The organism is Iodobacter sp. BJB302 (genome assembly GCF_002735645.1).
Lineage (GTDB): Bacteria > Pseudomonadota > Gammaproteobacteria > Burkholderiales > Chitinibacteraceae > Iodobacter.
Genome location: NZ_PDZG01000013.1, coordinates 56,238 through 79,900, shown reverse-complemented (window position 1 = coordinate 79,900; position 23,663 = coordinate 56,238). Strand labels below are relative to the sequence as shown.

Here is a 23,663-nt window from a genome sequence, read left to right as displayed (position 1 = left end):
ATTACATCCATTACTATAACCACGACCGAATCAAACTGAAGTTAAAAGGGCTGAGTCCTGTGCAATACAGAACCCAGCCCTTGAGCGCCTAGCTTTTATACTGTCCAACTAATTGGGGTCAGTTCATATACCGGGGGCTTTTTTCTTAGGGATTTACATAATGAGCAGAAAAAATAAACCGTGTATCTTGATTCAATCATTTTAAAACTTTGAAATTGCAGTAAAAAAAGAGCATTTTTTCTAAAGATGCGCTGCCGGCAAAGATATTGTCTATAAATATGTAAATATCATCTGATGATGCAAATAAAAGGTTACTTTATTTAAAAGGAAAGTACCTATGCCAATGAATAGCGTAAGACTGGATTCCAGCCTAGACAGCCCTAACCCTGATCACTGGGAAGTCGCCGCAATTGCGCTTGCCCTGCAGGAAGGTTTTGACTGGCACTATCGTTTATTCAGGGAATCCAGCCGTAAGGCCAAAGTTCATTTTATTGAGGGTGATTTTCATGCTCAGCGTGCAGAAGTACGCGACAGAATCGCTTTTTATGATTTGCGTGTCATAGAAACGGCAGACCGGCTTAAGCAGGATTTTAATGCAGACAGCTTGCCGGATGCGACATGGTCTAAAGTAAAACTCTATTTTATTGGTTTACTGATTAATCATCAGCAGCCTGAGCTGGCTGAAACATTTTTTAATTCGGTATGCTGCCGTATTTTGCACCGCACTTATTTTCATAATGATTTTATTTTTTATCGCCCGGCCGTCTCCACTGAATATATAGAATCAGAGCCACCTATTTATCGCAGCTATTACCCTATTCAGACAGGGCTGAATGCGACGCTGGCCAATATGTTTACTGACTTTAATTTTGAGCTGCCCTTTGTAGATTTAGAGCGTGATGTGCGCCGCCTGCTGCGGGCCCTGCACAAGTTTCTAGGCCGCTGGCCAGAGTTTGCACTGAATACCCAAATTCAGGTTTTGGCCTCGCCTTTTTATCGCAATAAAGCGGTATATATTATTGGCAAAGCCATTCATGAAGATTTAGAAATCCCCTTTGCCCTGCCGCTTTGCCGTGATGCAGAAGGAAAACTATTTCTGGATGCCGCGCTGTTTGAGCCATGGCAAATCAGCCATTTATTTTCCTTATCCCGTGCTTATTTCCTAGTCGATATGGAAGTCCCATCGGCCTATGTGCGCTATTTACAAAAGCTTATGCCGGATAAATCACGCGCCGAGCTTTACACCATGCTGGGTTTGGGCAAGCAGGGTAAAACGATGTTTTACCGTGAGCTATTTCATCATCTGCGGCATTCCACTGATTCCTTTGTGTTTGCGCCGGGCACCAAGGGCATGGTGATGATTGTATTTACCCTGCCATCTTTTCCTTTTGTATTTAAAATAATTAAGGATGTGATTGCACCACCCAAAGAGGTAGACCGGGCGATTGTAAAAGCCAAATACTTATTGGTGAAACAGCATGACCGGGTTGGGCGAATGGCCGATTCATTAGAATTCTCGGACGTGGCTTTACCCAAAGCGCGTTTTAATGAAGAGCTTTTAGATGAGATCCGTAAATTAGCGCCATCCATTTTAGAAGAAAGCGAAGATAAAGTCATTTTGCGCCATCTTTATATTGAAAGGCGGATGACGCCGCTGAATATCTTTATAGAGAAACGCCATGATGAAGAAATTGCCAGCGTGATTGAAGATTATGGCAATGCGCTGCGCGAACTGGCCATTGCCAATATTTTTCCTGGCGATATGCTGTTTAAAAATTTTGGTGTGACCCGCGAAGGCCGGGTGGTGTTTTATGATTATGATGAAATTGAGTATATGACGGATTGTGATTTCCGCCGTATTCCACCCCCACCTGCACCAGAATTTGAAATGAGCAGTGATACCTGGTTCAGCGGCAATCCGAATGAAGTGTATCCGGAAGAATTCGGCACTTTTTTGTTAGGCCGCCCGGATGTTAAAAAAATCTTTATGCAGCATCACGCTGATTTACTTACCGTACGTTTTTGGCAGCATGCAAAAGACAGAATTAAACAGGGTTTTATTGAAGATTTTTACCCCTATCCGCAGGAAGAGCGTTTTGCAAAGCGCTACCCAAATAAGGCGAAGGGTGTATCAGTTTGATAGTTGCAGATATAAAAAAGGCAGGGCCTCATGACCGGCCCTGCTTTTTTTCCGGGTGTAAATTACTTTACATCCAGCAATTCAACATCAAACACTAAGGGCGCATTGGGGGGGATTACATTGCCCGCACCGCGCGCACCATAGGCCATTTCAGCGGGGATAATCAGCGTGCGTTTCCCGCCAGTTTTCATCCCTGCCACACCCGCATCCCAGCCTTTAATGACGCGTTTTGCACCCAGTGGAAAGCTGAAAGGTGTTTTGCCTACTGAGCTGTCAAATTGCGTGCCGTGATTTTTATCGGCTTTAGCATCATAAAGCCAGCCGGTGTAATGCACGGTAACCGTGCTGCCTGTTGTGGCCTCTTTACCGTTTCCGGCTTTTACATCAATTACTTCAAGCTTTGTGATGGGCGTAACGGCAGCGGCTTGTGCATGCGTGATACCGGCAAAGCAGAGCGCAATTGCAAATAAACGGGTTTTCATCAGATGGGTTCTCCTTACATTATGTTGACTATAACATGCCATTGTTACTTAATTTACGTAAGAGGGAATGTATTTTTGTAATGGTGCCGCTCAATGCTCCGATAAGCGCACAACGGGCATGGATCAAATGGCGGGATTTACTTCCTTATTAGCGCAGCTTATTGATAGAAAATCTGCCTTGTAATGCAATCACTGGTCAGCCTGTTTAATAAATATTTGCCAGTCGCTTAGGATAAATCAGCCAGTGCGCTATATTTCAGCATCGATAGCCTCTTTGTGTAAAAATGTGGCAATCGCAGTATGTTTGGGCACATGAATAAGGCTTTAAATGGAAAAGAGCAGAATTAAAAATCTACCACTGGCAAAAGAATTATTGCTGCTGAATGTGCTTGGTATCGCAAGTACATTGCTCGTTTGCCTTGCCTTGTTTTCTGTTTCTTATAGTTATCTTGCCGTGCAGCGTTTAAAAACTGAGGCCATTGTCAATGCCAATATTCTGGCTGCAAATATTGCACCCATGCTGGTTTTTAACGATCAGAAAGCAGCCAAGACCCTGGTCCACTCATTTATCACTACACCAGATCTTGCCTATTTAAGTATTGTAAATACGCAAAACCAAATTTTTGCTGACTGGGGCGCTTTGCATAAGGACAGCCAGCTCTTTTCGTTTACTCATATTTCTAATCAGCCTCTGACGGATATGTCTTTTGATCATATTGCAGTATTGGTGCCGGTATCGCTGGATGGTGAGTTGCTGGGCGCGGTGCAATTACAGATTGGTTTTGATGCAGTTTACAGAGAAACACTGCAATTCTTTTTATTGGGCCTGGTATTAACGGCGATTGCGATTGTCACGGCTTCTATTATTTTAAACCGCTTGCAGGTCAGGGCACTGGCTCCTATTTTTGAGCTGTCTACTGTTGCAGAGAATGTCGCATTACAGCGCGACTACAGCCTGCGCTCCAGTTATATCAGTAATAATGAGTTAGGCAGATTGTCTTTTCATTTTAATCAGATGCTAGCAAAAATAGAGAAATGGGAAAACGATATTAAAGAAGAATTGAATCAAAGCAAGGAGTCAGAGCGCTGTTTAGATATTCTGGCAAATTATGATAATTTAACTCAGCTGCCTAATCGCCATTATTTCCATCAGGCTTTGGCAACAACGGTGGGGCGTTCTATTATAGAGAATCAGTTTTCAGCACTTATGTTTATTGATTTAGATAACTTTAAATATGTAAATGATCAATTCGGGCATGAGGCCGGTGATTTAGTTCTGACTATTATTTCGCAGCGCTTAAAAAATATTTTGCGCAGTACTGATATGCCTTGCCGATTGGGTGGGGATGAGTTTGCAGCTATTTTGCCGCAAATTGCGGATGAAGAAGCGGCTAAGATTTTAGCTGAAAGACTGGTAGCCGGGGTAAAGCAGCCGATTATTGTTCATGGTGAAGTCATGCCGGTAGGGGTCAGTATTGGTATTGCATGCTGTCCTTTACATAGCGATGATCCAAAAACCTTGCTGCACTATGCTGATCTGGCTATGTATCAGGCCAAAAAGGCAGGCAAAAATACTTTCTGTGTTTATTCGGAAAAAAAATGAGATATCTTTTTCCGCTATTATTTTTATTCAGTCTTGCCCGGGCAGATTCTGGCGGTCCCAGCCTTGAGGATTTGCTCGATACGGCTTTAATTAACCCGCCTCATAATGTGGATGTCTCAACGGCATCTAAATTTTCTCAGGGGGTTAAAAATGCGCCATCGGCAGTCCGGGTGATCAGCCGTGATGATATTCAGCTGTTTGGTTATCGCACCCTTGGGGAAATATTACGCAGTATGCCTGGCCTGTTTACCAGCTATGACGGGCAGAATACATTTCTGGGGGCCCGCGGTGTGGCTATTCCGGGCGATTACAATACCCGCGTATTGATTTTAATTGATGGAATTCGTTTAAATAATAATGTATTTGATAGTGCTTTTGTGGGAAATGAATTTCCGCTCGATGTGGATTTAATCGACAGAGTAGAATATGTGCCCGGCCCGGGATCAGCTATTTATGGTAATAACGCTTTCTTAGGTGTAGTCAATGTATTAACGCGCGGTGCGGCCAGCTTGCGTGGTGCAGAAGCTTCGCTTGAATATGGAAGCTTTAATACCAGTAAATTACGTGCCAGTATGGCGAATCGTTTAGATAATGGTCTTGAGTATTTAATTTCGGCCAGCCAGTTTTACAGAGGCGGCCCCAGCCATCCTTATTATATGGATTACGCTGTTCCAGCACCGGAATTTAATGGAGACCCGGTTACAGACGGCGATTTAAGCCGTTATCTCTTTACTAAAATATCAATGGATGGCTTGCAGCTGACCGGGGTATTTTCCAGCAGGGAAAAAACCAATCCAGTTTTATTTGGCTCCGCTGATTCGCCTGTGCTGAGTATTAAAAATGGCACATCTTTAAATGAGAGTCAGCGCTCATTAATCAGCTTAAGCTATGATTTTGAATTGTTTTCTGATTGGAATATGCAGGCGCGATTGAGTTACCACGAGGAAGAATATAAAGGAATTTTTCCAGTCTATTATAATTCTGAAACGATGTTTGTAGATAAAGAAAATGCAAAGGGCCGCTGGTGGGATGGCGAATTGCATGCTTTATATAATCAGCTGCCCGGGCATAAAATTTTATTGGGTGTGGAAGGCCGGGTGAATGCTGAGCAATTCTGGAATAACTACACCGAGGGCTTCAATGCAGGAAGCCCAATAGAGCAGTCCTCCAGCCACTACGCTTTTTTTGCTCAGGATGAATACAATTTTGCTGATGGGTTTATTTTTATTGCGGGGGCAAGGTACGATCATACTGAATATGGTGAATATCTTAATCCCCGGCTGGGTTTGATCTGGAACCCGCTGGATAAAACAAATATTAAATTATTGTATGGCTCTGCCTTTAGAAATCCTAATTTTTTTGAGCAAACTCGTAATACCGCCATTAACTACCCTGAAGCAAAAGCAGAAAAAATTACAACGCTTGAGCTGGTGGCCGAGCATTATTTAACACCCAGTACTAAATTAAATGGATCTGTTTATCACTATGAAATGAATGATTTAATTGGTCAGGCGGCTACAGATTATGGTCTGGTTTATACGAATTTAGAAAAAGTAGTCAGTACGGGTTTTGAAACTGAGCTGGAGCAGCGGTTTGAGGCTGGAATTCAGGCAAAACTGGCTTATTCATTACAAAAAACTGAAATTGGTAATGATATAGCCTTGTTTAATTCGCCACGGCATATGCTCAATTTCAAATTTTTATTGCCCTTTGCTGACTCCCGCTGGAAATTAGCCACTGAGCTGAGATATATCAGCGGCAGAGAGATTTTCTTTGGTGAGCTGCCAAAACAATGGCTGGCCGATATTGCGCTGAATGGCGATATCAGCAAAGACTGCTCTGTATCACTCTCTGTGCATAATCTTGCTGATGTATCGTATGAGGAGGCGACAAGGTATATTAATTTTGATCGGTTTTCATTAAAACAAGATGGTCGTGATATTCGGCTTAAAATCAATATCAGGTATTAATAATGGCTAAGCTGATATTGATGCTGTTATTTTCACTGCTCTCTGCCCGCGTATGGGCTGCTGCAGATGAAACAGAATTAAAAGCGAATTTTATTTTTCGCTTTGCTCAATTTACAACCTGGCCACTGCCGCCGAATAAAGAAACCCTGCTTTGTGTTTTAGGGGCTAGAGGTATTTATGATGAATTGGATAAATTTAAAGACAGAAGAATAAATGGTAATCCGGTTAAGGTTGTAAAGGTGTCGTCTGTGAAATCGGCAACAGACTGCAATGTGCTTTTTATTGGAGCACAAGAGCGGATTAATCTGGCGGTGGTTTTGCCTTTACCTATTTTAGTGATTGGTGAGAATGCAGAAGCATTTGAAGAAAAAGCGATGATTGTCCTTGTGACCGAGCCAAACCGGATCAGCTTTAAAATCAACCGCTCACAGGCTAATCAGGTAGGTTTGGTGATGAGTGCGCAATTGCTTAAATTGGCAAAAGAAGTACGCTGAATCAAAGTGAAACTGAAGTGTCTATTCAGCTGCGGCGCGGCGGCTGTTGCAAGCAATGAGGCAGCGTGTAAAAAGGCCGGCGGTGCTTCGCCGGCCTTTTTACTGATTAGTGTTTAGTTAAATCTTCAAACACTTTGCTTAAGCGCTTAACCGATACCGGATAAGGCGTTTTCAGCTCCTGAGCAAAGAGGCCAACGCGCAGTTCTTCTATCATCCAGCGAAACGGAGCAAGCGGGGTGGTGTCCCGGCCTTCTTTTTCCCATTTCAGCATCTCGGCTTCCCAGCGTTTAAATAGCTCGTTGATTTCCGCACCGCGCTGGCCGTCTCTTTGTGGATTGGCAACGCGTTTTTCAGCGCGGATGCGCATGGCTTTTACATAGATGGGCAGGCGCGGTAATTGCTCCCACGGGGTTTTATGTAAAAAGCCTTTAAATACCAGCTGGCCGAGTAATTCTGTCATGGCGCTGGCAAAGGGTGATGGTTTGGCGATCAGTTTATTCAGTGCCACGTATTCCTGGGTCAGCTCGGCCAGGATGCGCATCACCGCATCACGTACCGAGGGCAGGCGTACTTTGGCGCGGGATTTCTGGCTGTCGAATTCTTTTGGCTTACGCGGCGCATCGTCTTCGCCAATAAAGGCGCGATCGCAAATGCAGGCCACGATGTCATCCATCAGCTCGTCACCATTGCATACACCGCGCAGCTGCAATGCCAGCGGGTTAAACGTCGGTAGCGATTTAGGCAGCTGTTTTACATGGTCTTTTAGCTCGAATTTCAGCAGGCAAATTACCCCGTCCCGATGCGCTGCAGCGGCGGCGTATTCGGTATCAAACAGGCGAATCGCCACTGCGTCTTCTTCTGGTACCAAGCCTGGAAAGCCGGTAATCGAGCGGCCCTGGCGTTTGAAATTGATTTTGGCAGGCAGATCGCCGAAATCCCATTTCATAATGCCGGTTTTTTCGATGCTGACGCTGTCGTCCGCCGCATCGCGGAAGGTCATTTGTGCCGCTTCACCCAGCTGGGCACGCAGTGCAATCAGGTCGCGGCCTTGCGCCAGCTCTTGGCCTGCATCATCCACAATTCTGAAATTCATTTGCAGATGGGGCGGCAGATCCTTGGGGTTGAAGGCATCGCTGGGCACAATCAGCCCCGCGCCACGGCCCACTGCTTGCGCCAGTTGCGGTAGCAGCGGCTCGGTTCTGGAGGCCTTATCCAGCTCAACCAGCATTTTGGTGGCAAATTCCGGCACCGGCACGCAAATACGGCGGATGGATTTTGGTAGTGATTTAATCAGCAGGGTGATTTTTTCGCGAATCATGCCCGGTACCAGCCAGTCAAAAACAGCGTGATTCACGCGATTTAACAGATGCAGCGGCAGGGTGATGGTCACGCCATCGAGCGGGTGGGCTGGCTCAAAACGGTAAGAGAGCGGCAGCTTGGCGTCGTTCAGGCGGAAAAATTCTGGGAATTGCTCTTCTGTCACCGCAGCTGCGCCGTGCTGCATTAAATCATCGCGGGACAGGAACAGGTGCTGGGGATTGTCTTTTTCAATCAGCTTACGCCATGCTTCAAAGCCAGCGCCATTCACAATATCGGCTGGAATTTTGGCGTCAAAAAACGCAAATAACGCATCATCATCCACCAGCACATCCTGACGGCGGGCTTTATGTTCTAAATCCTGCACGTCCAGAATCAGCGTCTTATTGTGCTCAAAAAATTTGGCGCGGCTGTTGTAATTAAAGTTCACCATGGCTTCGCGGATAAAAATCTCGCGTGATGCCACAGGATCAATCTTGCCAAAATGCACGCGGCGTTTGGGCACAATCGGCAGGCCATAGAGGGTAACGCGCTCGCTGGCATTCACTTGCGCTGAGGTTTTTTCCCAGTGCGGATCAAAATAATGGCGGTTCACCAGGTGGGCGGCGATGCGCTCCACCCATTCCGGCTCGATAGCGGCCACGCAGCGGCCATAGATTTTGGTGGTTTCAACCACTTCGGCGGCAATAATCCATTTTGGTCGTGCTTTTTTCAGGCCGGAGCCAGGGAAAATATTAAATTTAATCCCGCGCGCGCCCAGGTATTCGTCGTTTTCCGGCTGCTTAAAGCCGATATTGCCCAGCAATCCGGTCATCAGCGCTTTTAAAATTTGCTCTGGCGTGCCCGGCGCTGTTTTTAAATCATTCAGCTGTAAATCCATATCTTGGCAAATTTCGGCCAGCTGGCGATGTAAATCCCGCCATTCGCGCAGGCGCAGATAGGATAAAAAGTGCTCGTGGCAAAGGTTAATCAATTGACGATTGCTGGTTTTATTATCCAGCGCCTCGTTAAAGAATTCCCACATGCGTAAGAACGACAGGAAGTCGGATTTATCATCCACAAACCTGGCTTGGGCGCGGGCCGCGGCTTCTTTGGCGTCGAAAGGGCGCTCGCGCGGGTCTTGCGCCGATAGCGCCGAGGCAATAATCAGAATCTCGGCGAGGCAATGCTCATCACGCCCGGCCAGCAGCATACGGCCAATGCGCGGGTCGACCGGCAGGCGGGCGAGTTGCTTACCAATGGGGGTCAGCTGGTCTGCCATATCGACCGCACCCAGCTCACGCAGCTGCTGATAGCCGTCGCTGATTAAACGGCTGGATGGCGCTTCCAGGAAAGGAAAGTTGTCGATATGGCCCAGTTTGAGTGCTGCCATACGCAAGATGACCGCTGCTAAAGACGAGCGAACGATTTCCGGATCAGTAAATTCGGAGCGGTTATTAAAGTCAGCTTCATCATAAAGCCGCACGCAAATACCCGAAGCCACCCGGCCGCAACGGCCAGAACGCTGGCGGGCCGAGGCTTGGGAGATTTTCTCAACCAGTAATTGCTCGACTTTTGCGCGCGGTGAATAGCGTTTAATCCGCGCATGGCCCGAATCCACTACATAGCGGATGCCCGGCACGGTGAGCGAGGTTTCGGCCACATTGGTGGCCAGCACAATACGGCGGCCACTGCTCCCGCTTCTGAAAATCCGCTGCTGATCTTCGTTAGAAAGCCGTGCAAACAGTGGCAGAATTTCGGCGTCGCGCAGTTTGGCTTTGCGCAGCTCTTCGGCGGTTTCGCGAATCTCGCGCTCGCCCGGCAAAAACACCAGCACATCGCCGCTGCCATCGTGCCGCCACAGGTTTTCAATGGCCTGGACGATGGCTTCTTCCATTTCCAGCTCCTGATCGTCTTCATCTACAGCGTGCAGTGGCTGATAGCGCACTTCCACGGGGAAGGTGCGGCCAGAGACTTCCATGACAGGTGCACCGGCAAAATGCTGACTGAAGCGATCGGCATCAATGGTGGCGGAGGTAACGATGACTTTCAGCTCTGGGCGCTTGGGCAGCAGCTGCTTGATATAGCCAAGTAAGAAATCGATATTCAGGCTGCGCTCGTGCGCCTCGTCGATAATAATCGTGTCGTATTTTAAGAGGTAGGGATCAGACAGCGTTTCGGCCAGCAAAATCCCGTCTGTCATCAGCTTGATATAGCTGGCATCGGTGGTTTTATCGGTAAAACGCACCTTAAAACCGACGGCGTTTTCAGATTTTAATTCCTGGCCGATGCGCGTTGCGACCGATCTGGCGGCCAGGCGGCGCGGCTGGGTATGGCCAATCAGGCCATGCACACCACGGCCCAATTCCAAGCAAATCTTCGGTAGCTGGGTGGTTTTACCCGAGCCGGTTTCACCGCATACAATTACAACTTGGTGTTTGGCAATCGCTTCACTTAGCTCGTCTTTACGCTGATTAACCGGCAGATTTTCATCGAATTCCGGGCGGGGCAGGCGGCTTCTGCGCTGCTCGCTTTTAGCCAGCGATTTGGCAATACCCGCTTCCAGCTCACGCAATTCTTTATCGCAAGGCTGCTGTTTGGCTTGCCGTTGATTCAGGCGATGCAGCAGGCGCTCCAGATTGCCTCTGTCTACCAATTGCGTGTCGGCAATTTGTTGGTTGTAGTTTTGCTCTGGAGTGGAACTAGATGCCGTGGGGTTCATCGCTGGAGTTAAGCTTGTACAGATAAGAAGGCGGCGATTTTACCATGCTGGCCCCATGATGCTAAGGCGATAAATAGCAAGAGCGGCTGGCTTTAAATAATATCGGGAATAATCTGATGATCTTGTCGCCTGATTGTCATCAGCCCGACCTAAACTCTGGGTGTTTATTTATTTAAAATTGAAATGATGCTCAGCGAATTACTTTGCTCTTTTTTTGAAGTGGCCCGTCAGGGCAGTGTGGCATTAGCGGCAAGGCAGATTAAATTAAGCCAGCCAACCATTACTTCACGAATTCGCCAGTTAGAAGAGATTTATCAAATTGAATTGTTTTACCGGGGCGGCGCACGCTGGGTACTCAGCGATGCAGGCATTCGCCTGATGCCTATGGTAGAGCGCTTATTGCAGGAAGAAGCCAATATTGATTTTACTCTGCGAAATGCAGGAGGCGCTCAGCAGGGTAATTTACGTATTGGCGCAACTGGGCCTTATTTTATCAGCCATAGCATTGCTCATTTTCATGCGGCGTATCCACAAATCCAGCTTTCTATGCAATTTGGTAATTCTAAGGAAATGCTAAAGGCATTAAATGAATACGCAATTGATTTAACCGTTTCTTCAAAAAAAATAGAAGATGCCCGTTTAAACTGTATTTTACTTGCCGCCGAGCCTTTAGTTTTGGCCATTAGAAGCGATCATCCATTGGCTAAGCAAAAAGACCTAGATATTGCTGATTTAGCTAGGGTCCATCTTTTATTGCGTGAAGAAGGCTCTGAAACACAAAAGCTGACTCAGCAATTTTTGCAGGAACATGGGATTCAGCCCAAATCAAGCTCGTGTATTGCCAATGGCGAGGCCATCCGGCAAGCGATTATTCATGGCTTTGGCGCGAGCATTATGTCTGAAGGTGAAGTGCCCAATCATTCGGCGCTCAGTATTTTGCCATTCAGACAAACCAGTCCTTTGATTTATGAGTATCTCTATTACCTGAAAGACAGAGAAAAAGTGCCTTTAATTGCCGCTTTTTTACGGCATATTGAGCCTTTAGCTTAGGGCGTGTTCAGGCGTAATGACGCAGGCGCGTTAAGGCAGATATTTATAAAGAATATGAATGGCACACAATAGATGAGTTATTTCTCAGGATATTCTCCGTGTAACTCTGTGGTTCAAGATTTGGGTTTTGTTCACATAAAAAAACAGCCCCTGAGGGCTGTTGAAATGATGGGGTTTAACTGGCTCGTTTTCTGTATCTCATCACTGTTCCTGCATTGGTCGGGTCGCTGATTGAGTGTCTTCCGGTTTCTACCCGGCCGGCAAAGCGCCGTACAAAGTCATTGCTGCCTGTTACGCTAAAGTCGTACCAGTGGCCGCTTTCGTATAAAGGCCACGAGTGTTCTGCATTTGCGCCGGGGGCTATGGTGACAGGCCATGGGCCATCGGTGCGGTAGTCATTGGCGGTGATGGTGAGTGCTGCATCTTTGCTGCCGGTGTTTTGCAGCTGCAGGTAAACATCACCATTTACATAATCGTAGCAAACGCGGATTTCCGGATTATTATCCTGGCTGTTGGTGTTGCCCTTAAAGTGGCGGTGAAAGCCATTTGGCCCCAGCACCCATAAATCGTATAAGCCCTGATCGCCCGTGGTATTCCAATCGTCTGATAACAACTTGCCTGGCTCGACAGTATAGCGGCGAGGGCCACGATCAAGATGCAGCTGATCGTAAACATGAAACACGCCTGTTGCCTTGCCGGTATTACTAAAAATTAGCCACATTTTGCCGTTGGCAGCTTCACTGCGGCCACTGGTGTGTAATTCATAAGGCAGGGCACGGGATGGCCGGGTTCCCTGGTTTTGCCTTGGTAATACCGGTATCAGCGGCGCTGCAGGCTTAGGTAATTTACTTTGGTTAAGCACAATCGTATCGGCCTGGCTGGTGCTGGGCATGGGCGGCACGGTAGTGTCATTGGGGGCGGCAAAGTTAAATGCCGACATCAAATCACCGCATACTGCACGTCGCCATGGGCTGATATTGGGCTCGAATACCCCGAAGCGGTTTTCCAGAAATTTAATCACCGAGGTGTGATCAAATACTTCTGAATTTACCCAGCCGCCCTTGCTCCATGGGGAAATCACATACATGGGCACGCGCGGCCCCAGGCCATAAATCTGCCCGTTGGTGTGGTAATCGAGCTGGGTATCTACGGTTGATTTACCCGCAAAGCTGCCATCGGCATTTTTGGCAGGGGCGGCAGGTGGTGGTACATGATCAAAAAAGCCGTCGTTTTCATCAAACATCACAAACAAGACCGTTTTGCTCCAGGTATCGGGATTGGCGGTAAGTGCGTTCAGCACCTGCTGCGTGTATTCCGCACCCTGGATCGGGCTGGATGGGCCGGGGTGCTCGGAGTATTTGGCGGGGGCAACCAGCCAGGAAACTTGCGGCAGGGTGCCGCCAGCTGCGTGGGTGGCAAATTGCTCCATGGTCCAGGTGGACATGCCATTTCGCCACAGGCTGCTGTCTGGTTTGGCGCGGCGGAAGTTTGCAAAGCCTTCCACCGAGTTATCGCTAAAATTATCGTTAGCATCCTGATAAATACGCCAGCTGACACCGGCTTCTTCAAGCCGCTCCGGATAGGTAGTCCAGGAATATTCAGCCGGGGACGTTTTACTTTCCCCGTCATTATTAATCACCGGGCCGCCGTTTTTGCCAGTTGGATCGATCATGCCGGTCCACAAATGCAGGCGGTTTGGATTGGTGCCGCCGTGAAACGAGCAGTGATAGCTGTCGCAAATGGTAAAGGCATTGGCCAGTGCAAATTGAAAAGGCAGGTCTTCCTGGCGGTAATAGCCCATCGAATACTGGGTTTTAAATTTGGGCCATTCATCCATGCGCCCGCCAGCCCATGCACTTTGTGCGTCAGGCATTAAATGGGGCGTGCCGGGTACGCGTTGGGCGCTTGTGAGGCGGGTATCCAGATGGAATGGCGGCATTTCTTTGCCTGTGCCATCTTTTTGGTTCCAGACCGATTTGCCACCAGGCAGAGGAATGGGCAGCTTATCGCCAAAGCCACGCACGCCATGCAGGGTGCCAAAGTAATGATCAAAGCTGCGGTTTTCCTGCATCAGGATCACCACATGCTCTATATCGTTGATTGTGCCGGTTTGGGAATTCGCCGGAATAGCCAGTGCTTTCATAATACTAGGCGGGATAAATGAGAGCGCCGTTGCGCCCCCCGCTGTTTTTGCCGCAAGGCTTAAGAAATTTCTGCGATTAATTGCTTTCATTTTATAAATAACCTGTTGTGCTTCAGACGAGCCGGTTGCTCAATTAAGGGGCGCAGTGCAAAGCGGGCGGCTGGGGCTGATTGCCAGAGCTTGTTGCTGCGGAAGCCGCCGCTGCCGCTGCCGCAGCAGATGCAGGTTTTGCGCTATCTTTCGCGGGGGATTCATCGCTGTTACATGCGGCGAGGCCAAGCAAAAGCAGGCTGCTGGCAAGGCTCAGCAAGCGTTTACGGGTGATGTGCATCATGCTTTCCATTGATTAAGGATTAAACGATTTAAGTGATTTACCGGTCGTGGCAAGGCCTAAAACATCGTCCTGGCTGAGTGTCCGGTTCCAGATGGCTAAATCGCTGTAATCAAATGAGCCTGCTGTGCCGCCTTTGCCTGCAGTTACATAATTGCCCTGTGCATCTTCATTAATCCCTAAAACATTCAGACCGGTAAATTTGCTTAAATCAAAAGCGGAAAGATTGGCTGTTGCTGTTTGCAGCGGGCGATTAGGATCGGCAATAAACACCTGTGCGGTTTTCTTGATTGAATCCACACTCATTACTAAATAAACCCAGCTGTTAGCGGTAAATGAAAGCTGCGGATCAACGCGGTTTTTGCCATCACCAATATTAAATTTGATGCTGTTTAAATACTGGCCAAAGGCAAAGCCTGTATTGGCTCCGCTCTTATAATCTTTATTGGCAATTACCGGCACATCATTACGCAGCGCATCAGAGCGGAACCAAAAGCCAATAGAGAAGCTTGGGTTCCTGGTGAAATCAACGACTAAAGGTGTTTTAAACCCTCCATCGCAGCTGGCGCAGGCCGGTGTGCTGCCATTGGATGTTGATTGCAGGGCTTTATTTGCAAATGGGCCATTTACATAATTGGCGGCACGCCCGGCAATAAAGCTTGTTAAGGCTGGGTTAGTTTTATTGGCGTTCAGGGTGCTGTCTAAAGAGAAATACTGGGCTAAGCCTACTAAAATACTTTCATCCAGTGTGGCTGGTTTTATATAGTCAATTTGAGCCAGATAAGAGGTGAGTGTTTTGCCTACGCTTAAGGTGTAATTAAACTTATACAAGCCGTTTTTGGAAACATCCAAAGCATTGTCCGTAAAGTTATTTACACCTGCCGGCAGCTCTTTAATTAACTTGCCATTACGATAAATACGCACAGGCTGCTGTGATTTCCAGCTAAGGGTAATGCTGCTGCGGTCCGGGTTGGCACGGGCTTGTAATTGTTTAACCGCAGGGGCTTCTAATAAAGAAACACCATCCATTTTATGGTTTTCGGCTGTGTTACTGATTGCTAAATAATTCAGCAGAGTAGGTGCAATATCGGCCTGGCTGGCATAGCTATACCAATCTGCAATATTTGCCGGGGCTTTAAGTGGCACGCCCGCTACTTTTTCAGCAAGGGGTTTATTGATAGCAATAAAGCCTGCCTGATTTGAAGGCCTTGGCAGCCCGTCGCTGTTACCTCCTTCGCTCAGGCCGTGGCTGGAGGTCAGGATCAGCAACCAGTCTTCATTGTTTTGTTCCTGGCGTTTTTTAATGGTTTCAATTAAAACGCCTATTTGTTGATCTAATGTTTTTAGTGTTTGTTTGTAATCATTTGTAAGGCCACTGTGTAATGCTGTTTCTTCCGGGGCGTGCAGATTGGAAACCACTAAATTAAAATTGCCGCTGTTAATGGCAGTTTGGGTGGATGAAACCACACAGCTGTCAAAACCTGCACAATCAATTACATTACTTAATTGCCCGGTATTGATATCCAGTTTTAATAATTTATTTAAGGTACCCCAGCTGGCAATACTGGTGGACTGGGCCTGATTTAATTGTTTGAATACTGAATCTGTTTTGAATACTTGCCCCGCGTAATCAGAGCGCACTTCATGGCGGTTGGCCCAGGCCCCGCTTAAGATGGATGCCCAGCCCGGGCCGCTGAGTGTTTGTTGCTGAGTGGCAGAGCCTGCAATTCCGCCTGCATAGCTTGGGCTTAAATTAAGCTGTGCAATATTGCTTAATTGCTTATTTGCGAGTGCATCAAGCAGAACATCGTATTGGATACCATCCACACCAATCAGCAATGCTTTTTTAGTGGCAGGCCCAAGAGGAGGCTGCGGTATTTGTGTAGGAATCACCGGAGTGCCCGGAACGGGAGTGGGTATTGGTACTGGAGTGGGGCTGGGAGGAGTAGTCGGAACGGGTGTCGGTGGCAAGGTGGGGACATTGCTTGGAACCGGGGCCAGCGTGGGAACAGGATCGGGCGTTGGATTGGGGTTTTCTGGCACGGGTGTGGGGGTGACAACAGGGGGAGGCACCGGGCTGGGGGTGGTTACACTGCCTGGTGTGCCGGGGTTTGTGCTGAGAGGGGTATCTTCAGAAGAATTACAGCCGCTGATCATGGTACTGGAGAGTGCCAGCGTGATTGATAAATAAATACTTTTAGACATTGGAGTGATCTTCCTCGGGCGCGTGTAAAACGATGGATTTAAAAAAAATCAATCAATTTTCTGAGCATATTGAATGCTGTTTATGGCGCTTAGCATAAGGAGGAGGGGTGACCTGCGGATTAAAAAAAACTTAAGTTTTCTAAGTACCCCATTAAGTTTTTTTTGAGTGTGACCAATTTATATTTTTAATATTATTTATTTGTTGCTGAAGGCGGGCGGCGGGACTTAAACCTTTGCAGGTGTGGCATGTGCATGAATGGGATGGCAATACGATTCAAAATGAAGTGTTCTGCATTTTTTGCATAAAAAAATAGCCACATCGCAGGATGTGGCTGTTTTCAGGCTTGGGCAAAAAAAGATCTCACATCCTTTTTTGCGCCCTGCGGGCTGGTTTCAGCGGGTATTATTTAAAAATCACCAGCTGGTTTGCCATATTAGTCAGCTCAATAATCTGATAATTGCTGGAATCACCATTGGGATCGATTAAGCTTGTCAGTGTTTTTCCGGTGAGTTCTTTATTGGTCTGGCCCAATAAAGCTTCAGCGCCCTGGTTTGCAAAGGTAATCACGCCCTGTTCAATTAATACAAAGCACACAGGCAGCGCATCGGCTACGTTGCGAATAAGGCTTTGGATATCTTCCATCGCTGCTTCTGTGCTTTTTAAATGCGAAATATCCATTGCAATGGACAAAATATAGGTATTTTCATCGCGCACAATCGGCAGTTTGGTGATATCAAACCAGTGAACCTGATTATCCGGCATCAGCCACGAATCTAAATGGCGGATTGTTTCGCCTTTTTCCAGTACATCTGCATCACCCAGCGTAAAAGGCTGGGGTGAATCAACTAAGCCCATATGCGATTGCACTAAAAGCTCATGGCCAAGCTGCGTTTGTGTTGCGTGATTAACCAGCAGAAAACGCCCGTGTTTATCCCGCACAAAAATTAAATTAGGGCTGGAATCAATAATTTGATGCACAAACAATTGCTGGTTTAATAATGCCTGCTCGGTATCTTTGATATGTGTGATATCACGAATAACGGCCATGCAGTCTCTTGAGGATTGCGGTAATAAACGGGCCTCAAAATAACGCTTAACCTGATCATTGCCCCCATACTGGTATTCAAAGGTTTGTGGCTTTTGTGTGCTTTGCACAGAAATTAAGGCTTCCAGGTACTGGCGGGAGATTCGGGCTGGAAACAGGCTGGATATTTTTTTATTTTCGGCGGTGGCCTGAGGATGAATATCAGCAAAGCTGTGGTTCAGCGGATTAACACTGCGATTAGCAAAGCTGATGCACCAGATTAAATCCGGCAGGCATGCCGAAAAATCATCGGCAAGCCGTGTTTCTGTATCTGGATTAGATAAAATACGTTTCTGCTTTTTTCGAAGAAAAAGGGCGAGGGCGCAGGCAAGAAACCATAGCTCAAGCGCATAGCCCATCGGGCTTGGCTGTTGTGCTAAAAGAAAGTGCAATGCCAAAATACCTGCAGCCAGTGCAAGGCAGATCATGCGCGTTGATAGCGCTGCGATCATGGCAAGGGGAGATTTCATATGCTGTGACCACCTTGCTAAGAGGCTGCTAGTTTAGCGGTTGAATCTCTTATTTGCGATGAATGAATCGCAAAAAAACAAAAAATAGTGGTTGTGAAACAACAAATGATCAATTAATTGGGATATAAAAGAATAATAGCGACATTGTTTTTCAGTTAGGTGAAAAAAAATGCAATAAATGAGAAAGGATTTATTATTTGGGGGAAAGGCAAAAATAAGGTAGGTGGTGGGTGATGACGGGGTCGAACCGCCGACATTCTGCGTGTAAGGCAGACGCTCTACCAACTGAGCTAATCACCCACTGAACAACAATAATACTTGGCGGAGCGGACGGGACTCGAACCCGCGACCCCCGGCGTGACAGGCCGGTATTCTAACCAACTGAACTACCACTCCGCAGCGGTATATTTTAAATCTTTACTACATCACGCTTTTGGTGGGTGATGACGGGGTCGAACCGCCGACATTCTGCGTGTAAGGCAGACGCTCTACCAACTGAGCTAATCACCCATCTGTAAATCATTTGGCACGCTCAACAAGACATCAAACGTACAAGGAGACACTCTAGCAACTGAGCTGCGTCACCCATCTGTGAAACTGTAAATCTTTTACAACTAACCAGTTATGAGTTGGCGGAGCGGACGGGACTCGAACCCGCGACCCCCGGCGTGACAGGCCGGTATTCTAACCAACTGAACTACCACTCCTCTTTGCATAACTAATTTTTACTGCACACTTATTCGACTAAGTGGTGGGTGATGACGGGGTCGAACCGCCGACATTCTGCGTGTAAGGCAGACGCTCTACCAACTGAGCTAATCACCCATCTGTAAAACAATTTAAAACTTAATAATGATGTTGCTTGGCGGAGCGGACGGGACTCGAACCCGCGACCCCCGGCGTGACAGGCCGGTATTCTAACCAACTGAACTACCACTCCGCAGCGGCATCATTATTTTCTTTCTAAGCAACTTGCTATGTTAGTGGTGGGTGATGACGGGGTCGAACCGCCGACATTCTGCGTGTAAGGCAGACGCTCTACCAACTGAGCTAATCACCCGCTAAAACAACAAATCTTTACAACCAGACAGCGGCTCTGCTTACTGAGCTGCTTGCCCTGTCTCGAAAGAGGTGCGCATTAGATCACGCCGAAAAAATCGTGTCAACACTTTTTGAATGAAATATCTATGCGGTAGTCAGTTACTGGGGTTTGCGGTATAAATGTTGATTCCCATTTGTGCAAAGTACCTTGCCTTCGTGAAAGCTTTCCGTGTGTCTCATATCACTACTCTTATAGCAAAAGTACAGCCAGCCTTACTTTGCATCCTGTTGTGGCTTTTAGCAGGCTTGTTTTGGCGTGTTTTTGAGCCTGGCCCTAGTGCTTTGCGTTTGATTTTACCTGCTGAAATTTCTGCTCAAAAAGCTCAGGATTTTTCTGCTGCTCAAGATTGGTTTGGCGCCGAGGGTGGGCAGGTTGCTGCTGCGGCAACGATTCAGGCCAAGCTGTTAGCGGTCATTGCTGGCCAGAAAGGATATGGCGCGGCTATTTTTACAGGGCTGGAGGCCAGTGCGGTGGCCGCTCAGGTAGGTCAAACCCTGCAGGGCAATATAAAGCTGCTGGAAATTGCCAGCGATCATGTGGTGCTGGATGATAATGGCCGCCGCCAAACGCTGATGCTGGAAGGGCATAATCCAATTGTCCCTGTTGTTTCTGGCTCTGGTATTACAGCGGCTCCAAGTGCACCTGTTGCTGCAGCTGCAACACAGACTTCTCTTTCTCGTGGCCAGCTGGCTGGCGCGATGCAAGGCGCTAATGTAGCCGATTGGGCGAAGGGGCTTTCTACCTATCGCGAAGGAGGCATCCAGATTGATAATATCGCTGCTCAGCCTTTCTCCAGGCTTTTGCAATTGCAAAATGGCGATGTGATTAAAACGATTAATGGCCAGAATCTGGCCCAGGTCGCCGATATTTCTCTGATTTACACCGTATTTAGTCAGCAGCCCCAAGTGTTGCTCGTTGTGCTTCGCAACGGCAGCTCGGTCAATTTGCAATATCTTATTCAGCCTTGAGTTGTTAAATCCCATGATTCTGCGCCCCTTCTTACTAGCCTGCCTTTTAGCCTCCCAGTTATCCCTTGCTGCCGACGATAAGGTCACGCTTAATTTTGTTAATGCTGACATTGAATCAACCATTAAAGCGATTGGTTTAATTTCAGGTAAAAACTTTGTCATCGATCCAAGGGTGAAAGGCACGCTCAATATTGTGTCCAGCCAGGCGGTAAGCAAAGAAATGGTGTTTCCGATTTTATTATCGGCGCTGCGCCAGCAAGGTTTTACCGCCGTTGAATCAAGCGGTGTGGTGAAAGTATTGCCAGAGGCCGATGCCAAGCAGCATTACAGCAATACCGGTAACCGCAGCATGAAGCTGGCAGGGGACCGGATGGTGACGCAGGTTTACCCGCTTAAATACGAATCCGCCGTGCAAATGGTGCCGATTCTGCGCCCTTTGATCAGTCCGAATAATACGATTGCTGCGTATCCTGGCGGCAACACGCTGGTGATTACCGATTACGCCGATAATATCCGCCGCTTAAATGAAATTATTGAGCGTATTGATCAACCAAGCAGCTCGGATGTTTTTTCGGTTGCACTTAAATACGCATCTGCCATCGATGTGGCGCAAAACTTGGGCCGCCTGATGCCAGAAATCATGGTGCAGGGCGTTAATCAGGGCGTGCCGCTGGCCGAAGGTGTAAAGCGCAGCGTGGTAGTGCCTGATTTACGCAGCAATAGCTTATTGGTACGCAGTGAAAACATCCTGCATGCTCAGCAAATTAAAAAGCTGGCGGCAACCATGGATAGCCAAGGCGCAGCAGGTGGCAATATCCATGTGGTGTATTTAAAAAATGCTGAGGCGGCCAAGCTGGCCAATACCTTAAAGGGGATTATGACAGGGCAGGATTCTGGCTCTTCCTCAACGACAACATCCAGCAGCAGCATGACAGCCAGCCCGTCGGGTGGAATGCCAGCCAGCGCACCTGCCGCGCCAACATCGGCAGCGGCAAATGTTCAGATTGGTGGCGTGAATGTGATGATTCAGGCCGACAATATGACCAATTCTTTGGTGATTACCGCTCCGGATAATATCTATAACAATCTGCGCTCGGTGATTGATAAGCTGGATGTTCGTCGTGCTCAGGTTTATGTAGAAGCGATGATTGCTGAAGTGAATGTGTCTAAAGCAGGCGCATTTGGTGTGCAATGGTTGCTGGCAGGGGGAAATGAGAATGTTTCGGCGGTGGGGGCTGCATCATTAAATGGCTTAGGTTCCCTGCTGAAAGGGATTGCAACCAAAGACCCTTCGGTGATCCCTGGCGGTTTAAGTCTTGGCATTTTAAATGGCAATCCGGTGAATGGCCGCACGCCTACGCTGGGTGTGCTGGCCTCGGCGCTACAAGACAGTGGCGATGGCAATGTACTTTCCACGCCTAATTTAATGACCTTAGATAATGAAGAAGCCAAGATTATGGTTGGGCAGAATATCCCGATTATTACGGGTACTCAGGCTTCATCAGGTGCAAATGCCAATCCTTTTGTCTCAATCGAGCGTAAAGATGTCGGTATTAAACTGCGCGTTCGCCCTCAGGTATCGGAAGGCGGCAGTATTACGCTGACGGTGTATCAGGAAGTCTCAAGCATCGATAAATCGGTCTTAACCGATGGTGCTGGCCTAGCAACAAAAACACGCTCGATTGATTCTAAAGTCCTAGTCGATGATGGGCAGATTATTGTATTGGGCGGCCTGATCGAAGATAGGGTGACGGTAAAGCGCAGCCAAGTACCTTTATTGGGCGATATCCCTTATTTGGGGGCTTTTTTCCGCTATGAAGACCGTAAATCAGAGAAAGTAAATCTGATGGTTTTCTTGCGCCCTGTTGTGCTGAGGGATGCGGATGCAACGCGTAATTTATCTTCTGATCGCTACCAGTATTTACGTGCGGAGCAAAATCGCTTCGAGCGCCCATCCAGCGCGCTCTTGCCTGAGATGCCTGCGGTGGCACTGCCCGAAGTGATCGATGCCCGCAAAGCCACGCCACTGGCTCCAACCGAACCGGCCATTAAACCATGAGCCGTTTAGTACCCTATCATTTTGCCCGTGATCGCGGCGTGGTGGATGCCCACCATGAGGCCGATTCGGTCACGGTATTGTTTCGCAAAGGCGGTGATTTTTCTGCGCTGAACGAATTACGCCGTGTTGCCGCCAGGCCGCTTAATATTTCGGTGGTGGATGCGGCGGAGTTTGAAGCGCAGCTGTCCCAATTATTTGGCCAGGGCAGTGGTGCGGCGATGGTGGTGGACGATCTGGAAGAAAACCTCGATTTGTCGCGCTTAGCCCAAGAATTACCCGAAATCGAAGACCTGCTCGAAACCGAAGACGATGCGCCGATTATTCGCCTGATTAACGCCTTGCTCACCGAAGCGCTGCGTGAAAACGCCTCTGATGTGCATATCGAGCCGTTCGAGACGCGCTCGGTGGTGCGTTTTCGGATTGATGGCCGCTTAGCCGATGTGATCGAGCCTAAACGCGCCTTGCACGCGGCGCTGGTTTCCCGCATCAAGGTAATGGCGGGGCTAGATATTGCCGAAAAACGCTTGCCGCAAGATGGACGGATTACGCTAAGGATTGCGGGCCGCCCGGTTGATGTGCGGGTTTCAACCCTGCCGACAGGTCACGGCGAGCGGGTGGTATTGCGGCTCTTGGATAAATCGGCGGGTCGTTTGAATTTAGCCAAGCTGGGCATGGCTGCCGATACGCTGGCTACTTTAGAAAAACTACTCGCTCAGCCGCACGGCATTATCCTGGTGACGGGGCCAACCGGCTCGGGAAAAACCACCACGCTGTATGCCGCGATGAGCGGTATGGATGCCAGCTCCAGTAATATTATGACGGTAGAAGATCCGATTGAATACGATCTGGATGGCGTAGGGCAGACTCAAGTCAGTACGCGGATTGATATGACTTTTGCTCGCGCGCTGCGCGCTATTTTGCGCCAAGACCCGGACGTGGTGATGATCGGTGAAATTCGCGATTTAGAAACCGCGCAAATTGCCGTACAAGCCTCTTTAACAGGTCACCTAGTTTTGGCGACCCTGCATACTAACGATGCGGCAAGCGCGGTAACGCGTTTGGTGGATATGGGCATCGAGCCTTTTTTGTTGGCCTCGTCTTTATTAGGCGTACTGGCCCAGCGTTTAGCGCGTCGTCTCTGCCCAACTTGCCGTCAGCTGCATACGCCAGATACTTTAACCACCGAGCAATTAGGCAGCGACAAGCCGGTTTACCGCGCTGTAGGCTGCTCTGAATGCAAGCAGAGCGGCTATCGTGGCCGTAGTGGTTTGTATGAATTGCTGGTGATCGATGAAAATATCCGCAGCATGATGCACGAGCGCGCTACCGAGCAGGCAATCAAACTTTACGCTGGCAGCCAGGGCATGCTTAGCCTGCGTCAGTATGGTGTGCGCCGGGTACTGGAAGGTGAAACCACGCTGGAAGAAGTCTTGCGTGTCACTCGGGATGTATAAACATTAAAAGGCGCACCCTATTTTGTGGTGCGCCTTTTAATGATGGCGGGTAATCATAGCTAACCCCGTATTTTACAAGGCCGTAAGGC

At 48.1% G+C, this 23,663-nt stretch carries 15 protein-coding genes and 7 tRNA genes; 9 read left to right on the top strand and 13 right to left on the bottom strand.

Annotation, left to right across the window (positions count from 1 at the left end; genetic code table 11):
• Both CSQ88_RS06570 and aceK read left to right on the top strand, forming a co-directional pair.
• Positions 1–92: IS3 family transposase (locus tag CSQ88_RS06570; protein ID WP_143449393.1), on the top strand; the 92-nt coding region annotated here is incomplete at its 5' end.
• Positions 93–337: 245 nt separating this feature from the next.
• Positions 338–2,140, top strand: a complete 1,803-nt coding sequence (gene aceK / locus CSQ88_RS06565; protein ID WP_306475238.1) for a bifunctional isocitrate dehydrogenase kinase/phosphatase — start codon at positions 338–340, stop codon at positions 2,138–2,140.
• A gap of 62 nt (positions 2,141–2,202) precedes the next feature.
• On the opposite strand, the gene CSQ88_RS06560 is transcribed toward aceK, so the two are convergent.
• Positions 2,203–2,547, bottom strand: a complete 345-nt coding sequence (locus tag CSQ88_RS06560; protein WP_257212506.1) for an FKBP-type peptidyl-prolyl cis-trans isomerase — start codon at positions 2,545–2,547, stop codon at positions 2,203–2,205.
• A gap of 403 nt (positions 2,548–2,950) precedes the next feature.
• Between CSQ88_RS06560 and CSQ88_RS06555 the strand changes: the two genes are divergently transcribed.
• From CSQ88_RS06555 to CSQ88_RS06545, 3 genes are read left to right on the top strand one after another with little or no spacing between them, the layout of a single operon-like run.
• On the top strand, positions 2,951–4,225 hold the full coding sequence (locus tag CSQ88_RS06555) for a sensor domain-containing diguanylate cyclase (RefSeq protein WP_099397296.1): 1,275 nt from the start codon (positions 2,951–2,953) through the stop codon (positions 4,223–4,225).
• Positions 4,222–6,195, top strand: coding sequence for a TonB-dependent siderophore receptor (locus CSQ88_RS06550; RefSeq protein WP_099397295.1), 1,974 nt, complete (start codon positions 4,222–4,224; stop codon positions 6,193–6,195). Before CSQ88_RS06555 ends, CSQ88_RS06550 begins: the two co-directional genes overlap by 4 nt.
• 2 nt (positions 6,196–6,197) lie before the next feature.
• Positions 6,198–6,689, top strand: coding sequence for a YfiR family protein (locus tag CSQ88_RS06545; RefSeq protein WP_099397294.1), 492 nt, complete (start codon positions 6,198–6,200; stop codon positions 6,687–6,689).
• Between the two features lie 106 nt (positions 6,690–6,795).
• Here the strand turns inward: CSQ88_RS06545 and hrpA are convergent, their stop codons facing one another.
• The gene (gene hrpA / locus CSQ88_RS06540; protein WP_099397293.1) at positions 6,796–10,707 is read right to left on the bottom strand and encodes an ATP-dependent RNA helicase HrpA; all 3,912 of its coding nucleotides are present in this window, start codon (positions 10,705–10,707) and stop codon (positions 6,796–6,798) included.
• Between the two features lie 183 nt (positions 10,708–10,890).
• On the opposite strand from hrpA, the gene CSQ88_RS06535 reads away from it, so the two are divergent.
• The gene (locus CSQ88_RS06535; protein WP_218963020.1) at positions 10,891–11,757 is read left to right on the top strand and encodes a LysR substrate-binding domain-containing protein; all 867 of its coding nucleotides are present in this window, start codon (positions 10,891–10,893) and stop codon (positions 11,755–11,757) included.
• A 175-nt stretch (positions 11,758–11,932) separates the two neighbouring features.
• On the opposite strand, the gene CSQ88_RS06530 is transcribed toward CSQ88_RS06535, so the two are convergent.
• From CSQ88_RS06530 to CSQ88_RS06480, 11 genes are all read right to left on the bottom strand, one after another.
• Entirely contained in the window at positions 11,933–13,990 is a 2,058-nt protein-coding gene (locus CSQ88_RS06530; RefSeq protein WP_099397292.1) for a phosphocholine-specific phospholipase C, read from the bottom strand.
• A gap of 43 nt (positions 13,991–14,033) precedes the next feature.
• Positions 14,034–14,234: a hypothetical protein gene (locus CSQ88_RS06525; protein ID WP_143449434.1), complete on the bottom strand. Its 201-nt coding sequence runs from the start codon at positions 14,232–14,234 to the stop codon at positions 14,034–14,036.
• 12 nt (positions 14,235–14,246) lie between these two features.
• Positions 14,247–16,436, bottom strand: coding sequence for a LamG-like jellyroll fold domain-containing protein (locus CSQ88_RS06520; protein WP_099397290.1), 2,190 nt, complete (start codon positions 16,434–16,436; stop codon positions 14,247–14,249).
• Positions 16,437–16,839: 403 nt separating this feature from the next.
• Positions 16,840–17,991, bottom strand: coding sequence for a PAS domain-containing protein (locus CSQ88_RS06515; RefSeq protein WP_099397289.1), 1,152 nt, complete (start codon positions 17,989–17,991; stop codon positions 16,840–16,842).
• 224 nt (positions 17,992–18,215) lie between these two features.
• Positions 18,216–18,291: transfer RNA gene (locus tag CSQ88_RS06510), tRNA-Val, on the bottom strand.
• 19 nt (positions 18,292–18,310) lie between these two features.
• A tRNA-Asp gene (locus tag CSQ88_RS06505) sits at positions 18,311–18,387 on the bottom strand.
• Between the two features lie 38 nt (positions 18,388–18,425).
• Positions 18,426–18,501 (bottom strand) — tRNA-Val (locus CSQ88_RS06500).
• A 120-nt stretch (positions 18,502–18,621) separates the two neighbouring features.
• Positions 18,622–18,698: transfer RNA gene (locus CSQ88_RS06495), tRNA-Asp, on the bottom strand.
• 42 nt (positions 18,699–18,740) lie between these two features.
• Positions 18,741–18,816 (bottom strand) — tRNA-Val (locus CSQ88_RS06490).
• Positions 18,817–18,854: 38 nt separating this feature from the next.
• Positions 18,855–18,931: transfer RNA gene (locus tag CSQ88_RS06485), tRNA-Asp, on the bottom strand.
• A 44-nt stretch (positions 18,932–18,975) separates the two neighbouring features.
• Positions 18,976–19,051: transfer RNA gene (locus CSQ88_RS06480), tRNA-Val, on the bottom strand.
• Between the two features lie 212 nt (positions 19,052–19,263).
• Here CSQ88_RS06480 and CSQ88_RS06475 point away from each other — a divergent pair.
• Genes CSQ88_RS06475 through gspE form a run of 3 tightly spaced genes read left to right on the top strand, consistent with a single transcriptional unit; the run spans position 19,264 to position 23,574 of the window.
• Positions 19,264–20,061 carry a type II secretion system protein N gene (locus CSQ88_RS06475; protein ID WP_180273557.1) on the top strand — a complete coding sequence of 266 codons (798 nt, stop codon included), beginning with the start codon at positions 19,264–19,266 and terminating at the stop codon, positions 20,059–20,061.
• Between the two features lie 13 nt (positions 20,062–20,074).
• On the top strand, positions 20,075–22,120 hold the full coding sequence (gspD, locus tag CSQ88_RS06470) for a type II secretion system secretin GspD (RefSeq protein ID WP_099397303.1): 2,046 nt from the start codon (positions 20,075–20,077) through the stop codon (positions 22,118–22,120).
• Positions 22,117–23,574, top strand: coding sequence for a type II secretion system ATPase GspE (gene gspE, locus CSQ88_RS06465; RefSeq protein ID WP_099397287.1), 1,458 nt, complete (start codon positions 22,117–22,119; stop codon positions 23,572–23,574). The genes gspD and gspE overlap by 4 nt, the downstream gene beginning before the upstream one ends.
• Positions 23,575–23,663 lie beyond the last annotated feature (89 nt).

Excerpts from the sequence above, each read along its gene's own strand:
- aceK (WP_306475238.1), top strand. The coding sequence starts at position 338 with ATGCCAATGAATAGCGTAAGACTGGATTCCAGCCTAGACAGCCCTAAC.
- CSQ88_RS06555 (WP_099397296.1), top strand. The coding sequence starts at position 2,951 with ATGGAAAAGAGCAGAATTAAAAATCTACCACTGGCAAAAGAATTATTG.
- CSQ88_RS06550 (WP_099397295.1), top strand. The coding sequence starts at position 4,222 with ATGAGATATCTTTTTCCGCTATTATTTTTATTCAGTCTTGCCCGGGCA.
- CSQ88_RS06545 (WP_099397294.1), top strand. The coding sequence starts at position 6,198 with ATGGCTAAGCTGATATTGATGCTGTTATTTTCACTGCTCTCTGCCCGC.
- hrpA (WP_099397293.1), bottom strand. The coding sequence starts at position 10,707 with ATGAACCCCACGGCATCTAGTTCCACTCCAGAGCAAAACTACAACCAA.
- CSQ88_RS06535 (WP_218963020.1), top strand. The coding sequence starts at position 10,891 with ATGATGCTCAGCGAATTACTTTGCTCTTTTTTTGAAGTGGCCCGTCAG.
- CSQ88_RS06530 (WP_099397292.1), bottom strand. The coding sequence starts at position 13,990 with ATGAAAGCAATTAATCGCAGAAATTTCTTAAGCCTTGCGGCAAAAACA.
- CSQ88_RS06525 (WP_143449434.1), bottom strand. The coding sequence starts at position 14,234 with ATGATGCACATCACCCGTAAACGCTTGCTGAGCCTTGCCAGCAGCCTG.
- CSQ88_RS06520 (WP_099397290.1), bottom strand. The coding sequence starts at position 16,436 with ATGTCTAAAAGTATTTATTTATCAATCACGCTGGCACTCTCCAGTACC.
- CSQ88_RS06515 (WP_099397289.1), bottom strand. The coding sequence starts at position 17,991 with ATGAAATCTCCCCTTGCCATGATCGCAGCGCTATCAACGCGCATGATC.
- gspD (WP_099397303.1), top strand. The coding sequence starts at position 20,075 with ATGATTCTGCGCCCCTTCTTACTAGCCTGCCTTTTAGCCTCCCAGTTA.
- gspE (WP_099397287.1), top strand. The coding sequence starts at position 22,117 with ATGAGCCGTTTAGTACCCTATCATTTTGCCCGTGATCGCGGCGTGGTG.